Raw genomic sequence first — 12,084 nt, 5'->3', positions numbered from 1 at the left:
CGGTGGAGGACGGGGAATGAATCAGCTCACTACGCTTATCTCGCCACTGGGCGACGATCTGTTTATCCAGCGCATGACGGGCTCTGAAGGTTTGTCGCGCCTGTTCGAGTACCACCTCGACCTGCTCAGCGAGCAGACCAACATTGACGCCTACAAGCTGCTCGGCAAATCCGTCACCGTCGAGCTTGTGACGGGCACCGGAGAGAAGCGGCATTTCGATGGCTATGTGACTCGATTCGCGTCCGGACTGCGTCAAGGCCGCTACATGAGCTATCAGGCGGTTGTTCGACCATGGTTCTGGTTCTTGACGCGTACTCAGGACTGCAAGGTCTATCAGGACAAGACCGTCATCGAGATCGTCAAGGAAGTTTTCGCTGATCACCCCATCGCCGCATTCGAGGATCACACGACAGGCACCTACACGAAGTGGCCGTACTGCGTCCAATATCGCGAGACGGATTTCGCGTTCATCAGTCGCATGCTTGAACACGAGGGCATCTACTACTTTTTCAAGCACTCGTCGGGCAAGCACACCTTGATCTTGGCCGATGCGATGAGTGCACACCAGCCTTTCAGCGGTTACGCGGAAATCCCGTATCGCCAGCAGGTCGATACATCGCGCGATGACGCCGAGTCGATCATCAGCTGGGATCGGCAGGTACAAGTCCAGCCCGGCCGCTACGTGGTGACTGACTACGACTTCGAGATGCCGGGCGCAGATCTAACCCAACGGCGCTCCACAACGCGCGACCATGACTTGGCCGATGCAGAGATCTTCGAGTATCCCGGCTACTTCGTCGATCCGGCAGACGGCGAACAGTACGTGAGGATCCGGCAGGAGGAGCTGGACGCTCAGCATCAGTTGGCGATCGGACAAAGCGATGCGCGCGGTCTGGCCTGTGGGGCTTCGTTCAAGCTGAGGGGCTTTCCGATCCGTTCGGAAAACGCCGAGTATCTCGTCACAAGCACCCAACTCACAATCATTGAGCCCCTGCCTGAAGCACATGGTACAGGTGGTGCACCGGGTAGCTGCAGTATCCGGTTCACCGCCTTGAACGGCCAGACCCCCTTTCGACCGGCGCGGGTCACGCCAAAGCCGACAGTCATGGGGCCTCAACCCGGCATCGTGGTCGGCGGCAAGAGCGACGAGGTGCACACTGACAAGTATGGCCGCGTAAGGGTCCAGTTTCTTTGGGATCGAATCGGCAAGCGCGACGACAAATCCAGCTGCTGGTTGCGTGTGTCCCAGCCTTGGGCGGGACGCAACGCCGGCTTCATTGCGCTGCCGCGCGTTGGCGAGGAAGTCATCGTCAGCTTCTACGAGGGCGACCCCGACAATCCAGTCGTGACGGGCCGCGTCTACAACGCCAAGCACATGCCCCCCTGGGATCCGGCAGAGCTGAAGTACCGCACCGGGATCATGACGCGATCCGAGAGCGCTGGCGGCGAGGTGGCCAAGTCAAACGAACTTCATTTCGAAGACGCCAAAGGCAAGGAAAAGATCTTCATTCATGCCGAGAAAGACTTCGTCACTGAGGTCGAGAACGACATGAACGTCAAGGTCGATCATGACAAGACCGAACATGTGCTCCATGATCGCCTGTCCAAGATCAAGCACAAGGACACGACCATCATCGAAGAGGGCGGCCGCGTTCTGAATATCGGTGCAGTCGGCGATCAGGCGAAGATCACTGGCAACAAGATCCTGAATCTGACAGGTGACCAGTTCACCAAGGTCACCGGCAATCGGAATACTGAAGTCACCGCGACCGATGCACGCAAGACGACAACCGACGTGCAGATCGTTTCGGGCGACTCGAACCAGCTCTATGGAACGCTGACCGTCGGCGTTCAGGGCGCCTACAACCTTGTGGCGCAGGGCGTACTGAATACGACGGCGACCGGTGCGCAGTCCCTCCAGGCAGCGAGCTTTGCGTTCAACACGCCGGGCGATGTGACCTACACCTGCAAGAAGTTTGACCGGACATGCATGGAAGCCAACGACGTCTTCCTGGGGGCCAACACCGGCACCTACATTGGTTCCGCTTCGGACACCATGATCGGTGGCATGCGCGAGACCTTCATCGGGCTCAAGAACGAGCTCGAACTGTCGGTCACCCTCTCAACAGCCTTGGGCGCTGCTGTTGAGACATTCGTGGGGGCGAAGATGGAAACCCGCGTCGGCCCGCTGGTCGAAGCGTCGACATCGCCTGCGATTGAACAAGGCATCATCAAGCTCAAGAGCGCTGCGATGGACGTCAACAACGCTGCGATGCACGTCATGAACGGCGGTGGCGGCGGTGGTGGCGGTGGTGGCGGTGGCCCAGGCGGCGCGGGAGCTGCAAGCAGTGGCGGTACCGCTGCCTCGGCTGCGTCGGGCTCGACCAGCGCCGCGTCTGCGGCGCAAGCGACCTCGACGATGTCCAATACCGCGATCGCCTTCTACCGCATTGGGCAAGCGGCGGCGGGCGTCGCTGCGCTGGGCAACGTGATCGCCGCGATGCGGGACGTATCGGACTTCTCGGAGAACTCTGGCAAGGGCTTCGGAACCCTTCTCGGCGAGTCGATTGTCGGGGGGCTTGCTACCACGGTGGGTGCTGGTCCTGATGCGCAAAACGCCATGGAATCCAGCTCGATGGAAGCGCGCGCAAACGCTGCGACCACGGCGCTGAACGATGCGGCGTCCAGTTCGATGCCGAACCCTCCAGGCCCGTCGGCGCCCCCTGGGGGCTGGTGAGTCCTTAACCCGCGACAGACCAAATCAGAACGAGGGCGCACGCGCCATGCAGGTCATCAAGCCGATGAGTCTGGGGGTTTCGGCACGCCCGCTGGAGACAGGTGGGCGCTTCGGCCTTTGCGTGTCTGCTTACATGTACATGCCGTTTGCGCGGACGGACCACACCTTGTGGTCGGAGGCGTCCATGTGGCAGTTTCTGGCGACCGCGATGCCAGAGCCGCTGATTGATGAAGGTGTAGTCAAGACCACCGCCGAGTATCTCGTGCATGGCTGTGCCTATCCACCCGCCGGGCAGCAGCACGGCTGCGCCGTACGTGCGCAGGTCGCCGGGCTGGACAAGACCTTGCTCGTTCATGGCGATCGGATGTGGCAGGGGCGACAGCCCAGCGCCGCTTTACCGTTCCGGTCCATGCCGATCGACTGGACGCGTGCGTTCGGTGGCGAGGGCCATCCCGAGAATCCGCTCGGTCGTGGGCTCCACAAGCAGCTGATGCATGGCGCGGAGGCGGTCTGGCTCCCCAACATCGAAAGCCCGAGCGAGCCCATCCACTCCCCCGAGCAACGGCCCAGGCCTGCCGGCTTCGGACGGATTGACCCCACGTGGGCCAGCCGCGCGCGATTCCGCGGCACATACGACGACAACTGGCTCCAACAGCATGCACCCGGCTACCCCCCGGACATTAACTGGAAGTACTTCAATTTCGCACCGGAAGACCAGTGGTTCAGCGGTGCAATCCCGCCAGACGCCGGATTCAAGTTTCAGCATCTCCACCCAACCGAGCCGGTGCTCGAAGGCGCTCTTCCAAACTTCGCTATTCGACTGATCGCTCGCTTCAACAAGGGCGAAGGCGAACGCTTCAAGGAGATTCCGAATCGTCTCAGCACACTCTGGTTCTTTCCGGAAGCGAAGGCCTTGGTCGCCATCGCGCAGGGTCTGCTCGAAGTGCAGGAGGATGACGCGTCTGACGTGAACCTGCTGATGGCCGGCGTTGAGCGTGTAGGTGAAGAAAAGCCGCGCGAGCACTACTTGCAGGTCTTGCAGCGCCGCAGCGATCCGGAGATGGGCGCCATCCACAGCATGAACGATGCGGACCTGCTACCCGCAGGCCTGCCGATGACCGACCCGATGCTCGAGGAGGCCAGCAAGGCGCGCGGCCTGGAGGGTTTCGCTGCGGACAACCAGTTCCGCGGTGCACAGGCCAAGGTGCAGGCCCTGCGCGAGAAACTGCTTGCGATCGGCCAGGATCCTGACCGCCTCGGCGTGAAGGCCCCTGTTCGGGAGAGGCCGCCGACTCTTCAGGAGCTGCCTGCCTACCTGCAGCAACTGATGTCTGGCGCAACCAAACTCCAGGCCGAGACGCTCAAGCAGACGGCAGCCGATCTTGAAAAGGTGCAGCGCCTCGCGGCTGCAAACAAGATTGCGCTGGACGATTTGGTTCATCGAGGGCCGCCCAAATTCAGCGCGTTCGACGAGATTGCCAAGGTGAAGCAGGCGCTTGGGCCTGGAGCTGACCCAGCGCAGATCGCCCGGATCGAGAAGAAGATGGCGCAGGCGCACGGCGCGGTCCTGATGGGCTATTGGCAAAGTGCTCACCTGCAGCCGCCGGCACTGCCGATGTCTGCCGCAGCGTCACAGCAGCATGCCGATGCGTTGCTCGTCCTGCAGGGCCATGGCAAATCTCTTTCCGCCTCGCAGCTCACGGGAGCACAGCTGGGTGCCATCAAGTTGCCCAAGGCAGACCTGAGTTGCGCGCAGATGGAATCGGTGAATGCGGAGGAAGCTGATTTCCGCTGCGCCGATCTTCGGCATGCCGTGCTGGCGCACGCACAGCTTGCGCGCGCGAGGTTCGATCAGGCCAACATGGAAGCCGTCAATCTGGGCAAGGCGAATCTCGAAGAAACCAGCTTCGAGGCCTGCAACCTGACAGGCGCCATTTTGAGCGGAGCAAAGCTGAAGCAAACGAACTTTCACCAGGCTGCGCTGAATGGTGCACGTGTTGATGAGGCCGAGTTCGAGCGCACGCGGATGACGGAGTGCGGCGCTTCGGAGCTGAACTTCATCAAGACCCGGTTCGTCGGTGTGGACTTCTCGTCTGCACGGCTGGCTGCGTGCACCTTCATTGAATGCGCGTTCATTGACTGCCAAATGGAGCAGGCCTGCTTCGACGGTTCAAGCTTCATGAAGTGCACGTTCACCGGGGTTCGGGCGCACAGTGCATCGTTTGAGCAAGCCACCTTTGATCCGGATTGCGTTTTTGAGCAGCTGGACGCAGCCGGCGCCAACTTCAGCCGGGCCTGCATGCGCGGCATTCGGGCTGCGCACAGTACGCTGCAGAACATCAATGCCGAGCAGACCGACCTCAGTGGTGCGGATCTGGTGGGCAGCAAACTCAACGGCGCGAGGCTGAGGCAGGCGCTCCTGATCCGGACCGCGCTTGGCGGGGTTGCGCTGGAGCGCGCGGATCTCTCTCATGCCGTGCTGCAGAATGCTGACATCCGGGCGACCCTGTTCATCGGCACCAATCTGTATGGCGCAGATCTTTCGCGCGTCCGGCGCGATCGAAATACCCTGTTCCAGGATGCGAATGTCGATCGGGCAAAGATTCGTCCCTTGCGCAAGGTGAGCGCATGAGCCTGACGCCCGATGCGCTGGTCATGGCTGTTCATCACGGCGAGCCCGTGGTCGAGGTCTCAGCCGCGGGGCTGGATCTGCAGCGCACGCCCTTGCGGGGCGGCTTCTTTCACGCCGTGGACTTTTCCGGCGCGAATCTCGCGGGGGCAGACTTGCGGGAGTCGACCTTCGACACCTGCGATTTCTCCGGCGCCAATCTGGAGAGTGCGGTAGCGCGTGGCGCGACCTTCAATCGCTGCAGGTTCTCCAGGGTCAAGGCGCGCGGCAGCTTCTGGATGCTGTCCAAGCTGATCGAGTGCGGGCTCGTGGACGGCGACTTTTCGGGCACTGACTGGTCTCTGGCCAACGTGCTGCAGTCTCGCCTGGACCGCAGCAACTTCAACGCTGCGCAGATGCAGCAGGCCAACCTGATCGAGTGCAGCTTCGTCAAGGCATCCTTGCGTGACGTGCACATGCACCAGACCGTGTTGTCCGCATGCAGGCTTGACGAGGCGGACTTCGCGTTCGCGCACTGCGCGCTGACCCTGTTCTACGGCATGGACCTGAGCAAGCGCAGCTTTGCGGGGCAGGCGCTGGTCGGCTGCCAGTTCCAGCAGACCTCAGTTGCGGGCTGCGACTTCACGGGCACCCAGTTGGATCAGTGCAATTTCACAGGCGCCGATCTGTCCGGTGCGTGCTTTTCCAAGGCCCAGGCCAACCACGCCATCTTTGCCAAGGTACGGGCACAGGGCGCTGACTTCGGGGCTGCGAAGCTCAGGCAGACGCTCTGGCCCGCCGCACAGCTGCAAGCGTGCCGGTTTGATGGCGCCGATCTGCACCAGGCCTTTCTTGAGCGCGTGCAGATGAACGAGTGCTCGCTGCGGGACGCAGAGCTGACCTACGCGGACTTCAGCCACGCACGTCTGCAGCGCGTCCAGTTCGATGGCGCAACGATGCATCGCGCCGTCTTTCACGAGGTTTTCGAGCAAGAGGTGTCACTGCCGCAGCGCAAGCACGTGCTGGGAACGGACGACACCCGCAAGAAGGCCGAGCAGTGGGGCCGTCAGCCCGCCTGAGCCATACAAGGAGTCTCGACATGAACGCTTCTTCGCAGGATCGCCGCGGCCGGACCAAGCATCTCGCACTGGCCAGCAGCGAGGGCGCATCTGTCGCATCGATCGACGTCGCCGCACCGCTGCCCCGCGCCGGGAGCGCAGCCGGGCAGATCGCCCTGCACGCCGGCTATCTGGGCGCACGCGATGACGGCAGCCTTCAGGTCGTGCACAACGGCGCGGTGCTGCCGGTACAGATGGCTTCGAGCTGCCTGCTGCAGGCGCAAGCCGCCGATCTGGTGGCCTACGTGCTGGTCGGTGAGACCGGCTATGTCGTACATGTGTTGAAAGCCGCGGCCAGCCCCGAGATGCCGCCGCGCGTGCAGCTGCCCGCCGATGCCGAGCTCGTCGTGGGGGCTGGCACGCTGACACTCAGCGCACCGGAGATCGCGCTGCAGACGCCGGCGCTGAAGGTGGATACCGAGCGCACCGAGTTCCGCGCCCGTGAGGCCCAGATGGTTGCCGAGCGCGCCTTCAGTGTCGTGGGTGCCCTGGATGCGGTCTGGACGAGCGTGAAGATGGCAGGCACGCTCTGGCGCAGTGTGTTCGATCGCCACGAAAGCCATGCGCAGCATCATCTGCGCATGAGCGAAGGCACAGACGCCGTGAAGGCGCCGATCGTGGACGTGCAGGCCGATACGCTGGCCAGCACGCGTGCCGAGAACGTGGCGGTCGACGCCAAGACCTTGGTGAAGCTGCGTGGCGGCCAGGTCCATATCGGCTGAAGGAGCGAAACTTGTTTGCAAATACGCAGATGATGGGCATGGACATGGCCATGCCGGACGTGTGCCTCACGCCGACGCCCGCCGGCCCGGTGCCGATCCCCTACCCCAACATGGCCATGGGCAACATGGCCATTCCAAACTGCCCGACGGTGCTGGTGATGGGCATGCCGATCCACAACATGGCGACGACCATCCCCATGACCAACGGTGACAATCCCGGTGTGAACCTGGGTGTCGCCTCGGGAACGGTCATGGGGCCGTCGCGCCATCTCACGGGTTCGTTCACGACGATTGCGCAAGGCGCGCCCGTCACGCGCCTGAGCAGCATGTCCCTGCAGAACAGCACCAACGCGCCCGGTGCGCGCACCGTGCCCAGCCAGACGATTCTCCTGATCCTCGCGCCATGACACAGCCCAAGGAGCGCAAGAAGACCGGCTTTTTTGAAGTCCTCGCCAAGCCTTGGGCGTGGCTGTTCATCGCGCCGGTGGCCATCGGCCTGGGGGCGGCTTTCATTCCGCAGTACCGCATCGGCAAGGTGGCGTCGCTCTATGACGACGTGATGGCCAAGCCCAGCGAAGCGACCGCGCGCGTCAAGGTGGTCGAGGGTATCAATCTGCGGATGAACCGGCGCCAGCTGCTGCGCATCCAGCTCACCGTGACGCTGCCCGGTGGCGCGCCCTACGACGCGGTCACCCAGGCCTTCCACGATCAGGACATCGGCTTCCTGCTGGCCATGGCGGATGGCGGCAAGCCCGTGCCTGTGCTGGTGCGCGCCGACGAGCCCGCCAAGGTCGTGCTGGATACCCGGCGCGAGCGCTGGGTACGCGAGGGCCTGACCCAGCCCAGCGCCGTTCAGTACAAGTAGCCGCGCGCCGCGGGCGGCCCAGAACCGTTTCCGCTTGTCTGGTGCGCCTCTTCAGCCATTTTGGTCTGAAGAGGCGCATGGATGCTTGATCTACAGATTCTGAAAATCGCAGATCGTTGATGGGCGCGCGTCTTCAGGCCAAAGTGCCTGAAGAGTGGCTCCAGACCTGCGGAACGCGGTTTGGGACGCTGCGAAAACCAGTCGCGGCAAAGCTCGGCGCCCGTTTGGGCCGATGCTCGTACTGCCCTAGCGCAGCAAGCGCTCCTCTGCCAGCGCCAGCGCCTCAGGCGCGCCGCTGAGCACCACCACGTCGCCCGCCGCGAGCAGGTGTTCATGCAGACCGGCACCCGACACGCTCAGGCCGCTCGCACGCCGAACCGCAGCCACCTCCGCACCCACCAGCTCGACACCGACGTCGCCCAGCTGCCGGCCGATGCTGGCAGCGCCTTCGGCCAGCGGTACGGAGTGCAGGCGCGTGGCTGTGTGCTCGTCGGTGTCGGCGTCGTCCGCGCCACGGAAGTAGCCGCGCAGCAGGGTGTAGCGATCGTCGCGCATCGCCTGCACCTGGTGCACCACCTTGCGCAGGGGCACGCCCAGCAGCACCAGCGCGTGGCTGGCCAGCATCAGGCTGCCTTCGATGATCTCCGGCACCACCTCGGTGGCGCCGGCGGCACGCAGCTTTTCCAGGTCGCTGTCGTCATGGGTGCGCACGATGACGGGCAGCTCGGGCCGCAGCTCGCGCACGTGATGCAGCACCTTGAGTGCGCCGCGCGTCTCGGCATGGGTGATGACCAGGGCCGAGGCGCGCATGATGCCGGCAGCCACCAGCGCCTCCTTGCGCGCGCCATCACCGAACACCACGCTTTCGCCGGCGGCAGCCGCTTCGCGCACGCGGTCCGGGTCCAGGTCCAGCGCCATGGTGTCCATGCCTTGCAGCTTGAGCAGGCGCGCCAGGTTCTGGCCGCAGCGGCCAAAGCCGATGATCAGCACCGGATGCTGCGCCGCCATGCTGCGTGCGGCAATCTGCGTGAGGTTCAGCGAGGCCAGCATCCACTCGCTGGAAGACAGTCGGTTCACGATCCGGTCGCTCGCCGCGATGATGAAGGGCGTGGCGATCATGGACAGCAGCATGGCCGCCAGCACGGGTTGCAGCAGCGCGTCGCTCACCAGATTGTTGCGGCCCATCAGGGAGACCAGCACCAGACCGAACTCGCCGGCCGTGGCCAGAGCCAGCGCACTGCGCAGTGCGGTACCTGTGCTCTGGCCGAAAAGCTTGGCCACCCCCAGCACGATGCCGAACTTCAGCAGCACCGGCAGCAGGGTGAGCAGCAGCACCAGCCACCAGCTGCGCAGCACCACCTCGAAGTTCAGCTGCATGCCGATGGTGACGAAGAACAGGCCCAGCAGCACATCGCGGAAAGGCTTGATGTCCTCCTCCACCTGATGCCGGTACTGGGTTTCCGCGATCAGCATGCCCGCTACGAAGGCGCCGAGCGCCAGGGACAGGCCGGCAATCTCCGTGAGGTAGGCCAGGCCGAGCGTGACGAGCAGCACGTTGAGAACGAACAGCTCCTGCGAGCGGGCCCGGGCGATCAGCGTGAACCACCAGCGCATCAGGCGCTGGCCCACGACCAGCAGCAGCGCCAGCAGCACGGCTGCCTTGAGCAAGGCGAGGCTCAAGGCCAGTGGCAGCTGCGCCGGGTCACCCGAGAGCGCCGGCACCAGCACCAGCAGGGGCACCACGGCCAGATCCTGGAACAGCAGTACGCCCATGATGGTGCGGCCATGCGGGCGATCGAGCTCCAGGCGCTCGGCCAGCAGCTTGGAGATGATCGCTGTAGAAGACATGGACAGTGCGCCGGCAAGCGCCAGAGCGCCCTGCCAGTTCAGGCCCATGGTGTTCAGACCCGCCCAGACCAGCAGCCCCTTCACAGCCAGCATGCCGACGAAGCCGATCAGTACTGTCAGCACAACCTGCGCGGTTCCGATGCCGAACACCTGCACACGCATCGCGCGCAGCGTGGGCAGCGAGAACTCCAGACCGATGGAGAACATCAGGAACACCACGCCAAATTCGGCGAGGTAGCGCGTGGCCGGGGTGTCCGGCGCCAGGCCCATCGCGTGCGGCCCGACCACCATGCCCACCACGAGATAGCCCAGGATCGGCGGCAGATTCGCACGGCGAAACGCCACCACCGCCAATACGGCCGCCACCAGCAGGAGCAATGTGAGTTGCAGGCCGTTCATCTGCTCACCGCACCTCGCAGATCACGCGGGCTTTGCGTTGCATGAAAAGGCGCATGCAAGCTGACCGCACTCGGTGACCGGCGCGTGTGGGCCAACGCCAATGAGCGCCGCAGTTCGGGGGGTTCAGTACGCATGTGGGTCGGATCTGATGGGTGCGCCGCAGCTGCCGGTGCTGCGGCTTTCTTCTTCTGTTTGAGCGCAGGCGCGGCGCGCCCAAGCAAGGAATGTACCCATGGATATACTCGACTGACCATGCAAAGCCCAGCCAGCCCCGCATCCCTGCCAGCCACCGAGCTGGCCCGGGAAGTGCTAGAGATCGAAGCCGACGCCGTGCGCGCGCTCATCGCGCGCCTGGATGAGCGCTTCGATCGCGCTGTGCAGATGCTGCTGGACTGCAAGGGCCGCGTGGTCGTGTCCGGCATCGGCAAGAGCGGCCACATCGGCAACAAGATTGCCGCCACGTTCGCGTCCACGGGCACCCCCGCTTTCTTCGTGCACCCGGCCGAGGCCATGCACGGTGACCTCGGCATGGTCACGGGCGATGACGTCTTCATCGCCATCAGCTATTCCGGCAGCGCTGCAGAGCTGGTGACCATCATGCCCGTGCTCAAGCGTGCGGGCTGCAAGCTGATTGCCTTGACCGGGCGGGACGAATCCGACCTCGCGCGTCTGGCCGATGTGCACCTGAACGTCGCCGTTGAGCGTGAAGCCTGCCCGCTTGATCTCGCGCCCACGGCAAGCACGACAGCCACACTTGCGCTGGGCGATGCGCTCGCGGTTGCTGCCTTGACCAAGCGCGGCTTTCGGAAGGAAGACTTTGCGCGCAGCCACCCGGGTGGTGCGCTCGGCCGGCGGCTGCTCACGCACGTCCACAACGTCATGCGCCAGGGCGATGCCGTACCGCGGGTGGATCACAAGGCCACCGTCAAGGACGCACTGTTCGAGATCACCAAGAAGGGCATGGGCGCGACCGCCGTGGTCGATGGCGAACGCCTCGTCGGTGTGTTCACGGATGGTGACCTGCGGCGATTGATCGAGCGAGGCGGCGACATCCGCGACACCCCGCTGGCCGACGTGATGAGCCGTACGCCCACCACCATCGGCCCCGATGCGCTTGCCGCCGAAGCGGCTGACCTGATCGATCGCACGCGGCGCAACGTCATCATGGTCCTGCGCGACGGGCATCTGGTGGGCATCCTGCACACCAACGACCTGATGGCCGCAAAGGTGATCTGATGCCTGCTCTGATCGCCAACGCCACTGATCGCGCCAGAACCATCCGCCTGATGGGCTTTGACGTCGACGGTGTGCTCACTGATGGCAGCCTGTTCGTGGGCGAGCAGGGCGAGGCCTTCAAGCGCTTCAACACCCTGGACGGCCATGGCTTGAAGATGTTGATCGACGCCGGCGTGGCGGTGGCCATCATCTCCGGGCGCAACTCGCCGGCTGTTGCGCGCCGCGCCACCGAGCTCGGTATCCGTTACGTGCACCAGGGCATCAAGAACAAGGTGGCCTGCATGGAAGTGCTTCTTGAGCAGACCGAGTTGCAGGCTGACCAGTTCGGTTTCATGGGCGATGATCTGCCCGACCTGCCCGTGCTCGTACGTTGCGGCTTTGCCGCCACCACGGCCGAAGCTTTCGATCCGTTACCGCAGTCTGCCCACTGGCAGGCCACCCGGGCCGCCGGCCACGGCGCCGTGCGCGAACTGGCCGAGTTCATCCTGCGTGCCCGGGGCGCCTGGGACGGCATTGTCGCCGCCTCGCGCGAACCCGGCGATCACGCCTAG

9 protein-coding genes are annotated in these 12,084 nt (G+C 64.1%); 8 read left to right on the top strand and 1 reads right to left on the bottom strand.

The window, feature by feature from the left end:
• Positions 1-16: 16 nt before the first annotated feature.
• From ACMDW7_RS15305 to ACMDW7_RS15280, 6 genes are read left to right on the top strand one after another with little or no spacing between them, the layout of a single operon-like run.
• Positions 17-2,737 carry a type VI secretion system Vgr family protein gene (locus tag ACMDW7_RS15305; RefSeq protein WP_377302896.1) on the top strand — a complete coding sequence of 907 codons (2,721 nt, stop codon included), beginning with the start codon at positions 17-19 and terminating at the stop codon, positions 2,735-2,737.
• A 46-nt stretch (positions 2,738-2,783) separates the two neighbouring features.
• Complete coding sequence (locus tag ACMDW7_RS15300) at positions 2,784-5,369, top strand: DUF2169 domain-containing protein (RefSeq protein ID WP_377302898.1); 2,586 nt, start codon at positions 2,784-2,786, stop codon at positions 5,367-5,369.
• Positions 5,366-6,424 (top strand): pentapeptide repeat-containing protein, encoded by a 1,059-nt coding sequence (locus tag ACMDW7_RS15295; RefSeq protein WP_377302900.1) that lies wholly within the window; start codon positions 5,366-5,368, stop codon positions 6,422-6,424. The genes ACMDW7_RS15300 and ACMDW7_RS15295 overlap by 4 nt, the downstream gene beginning before the upstream one ends.
• A gap of 20 nt (positions 6,425-6,444) precedes the next feature.
• Complete coding sequence (locus ACMDW7_RS15290) at positions 6,445-7,185, top strand: DUF3540 domain-containing protein (RefSeq protein WP_377302902.1); 741 nt, start codon at positions 6,445-6,447, stop codon at positions 7,183-7,185.
• An 11-nt stretch (positions 7,186-7,196) separates the two neighbouring features.
• A complete protein-coding gene (locus ACMDW7_RS15285; protein WP_377302904.1) occupies positions 7,197-7,592 on the top strand; it encodes a DUF4150 domain-containing protein in 396 nt (131 codons plus the stop codon).
• Positions 7,589-8,050 (top strand): hypothetical protein, encoded by a 462-nt coding sequence (locus ACMDW7_RS15280; protein ID WP_377302906.1) that lies wholly within the window; start codon positions 7,589-7,591, stop codon positions 8,048-8,050. The genes ACMDW7_RS15285 and ACMDW7_RS15280 overlap by 4 nt, the downstream gene beginning before the upstream one ends.
• A gap of 246 nt (positions 8,051-8,296) precedes the next feature.
• On the opposite strand, the gene ACMDW7_RS15275 is transcribed toward ACMDW7_RS15280, so the two are convergent.
• Positions 8,297-10,297, bottom strand: coding sequence for a monovalent cation:proton antiporter-2 (CPA2) family protein (locus ACMDW7_RS15275; RefSeq protein ID WP_377302908.1), 2,001 nt, complete (start codon positions 10,295-10,297; stop codon positions 8,297-8,299).
• Positions 10,298-10,549: 252 nt separating this feature from the next.
• Between ACMDW7_RS15275 and ACMDW7_RS15270 the strand changes: the two genes are divergently transcribed.
• Together ACMDW7_RS15270 and ACMDW7_RS15265 are read left to right on the top strand one after the other, a co-directional pair.
• Positions 10,550-11,533, top strand: coding sequence for a KpsF/GutQ family sugar-phosphate isomerase (locus tag ACMDW7_RS15270; protein ID WP_377302910.1), 984 nt, complete (start codon positions 10,550-10,552; stop codon positions 11,531-11,533).
• Positions 11,533-12,084: a KdsC family phosphatase gene (locus ACMDW7_RS15265; RefSeq protein WP_377302912.1), complete on the top strand. Its 552-nt coding sequence runs from the start codon at positions 11,533-11,535 to the stop codon at positions 12,082-12,084. The genes ACMDW7_RS15270 and ACMDW7_RS15265 overlap by 1 nt, the downstream gene beginning before the upstream one ends.

The organism is Piscinibacterium candidicorallinum, assembly GCF_047549485.1.
In the GTDB taxonomy this organism is placed as follows: Bacteria; Pseudomonadota; Gammaproteobacteria; order Burkholderiales; family Burkholderiaceae_C; genus Piscinibacterium; species Piscinibacterium candidicorallinum.
This window is presented reverse-complemented; position numbering and strand designations above follow the sequence as displayed.

Bases quoted from the DNA above. Each gene is read 5' to 3' on its own strand.
- ACMDW7_RS15305 (WP_377302896.1), top strand. From the start codon at position 17: ATGAATCAGCTCACTACGCTTATCTCGCCACTGGGCGACGATCTGTTT.
- ACMDW7_RS15300 (WP_377302898.1), top strand. From the start codon at position 2,784: ATGCAGGTCATCAAGCCGATGAGTCTGGGGGTTTCGGCACGCCCGCTG.
- ACMDW7_RS15295 (WP_377302900.1), top strand. From the start codon at position 5,366: ATGAGCCTGACGCCCGATGCGCTGGTCATGGCTGTTCATCACGGCGAG.
- ACMDW7_RS15290 (WP_377302902.1), top strand. From the start codon at position 6,445: ATGAACGCTTCTTCGCAGGATCGCCGCGGCCGGACCAAGCATCTCGCA.
- ACMDW7_RS15280 (WP_377302906.1), top strand. From the start codon at position 7,589: ATGACACAGCCCAAGGAGCGCAAGAAGACCGGCTTTTTTGAAGTCCTC.
- ACMDW7_RS15275 (WP_377302908.1), bottom strand. From the start codon at position 10,297: ATGAACGGCCTGCAACTCACATTGCTCCTGCTGGTGGCGGCCGTATTG.
- ACMDW7_RS15270 (WP_377302910.1), top strand. From the start codon at position 10,550: ATGCAAAGCCCAGCCAGCCCCGCATCCCTGCCAGCCACCGAGCTGGCC.
- ACMDW7_RS15265 (WP_377302912.1), top strand. From the start codon at position 11,533: ATGCCTGCTCTGATCGCCAACGCCACTGATCGCGCCAGAACCATCCGC.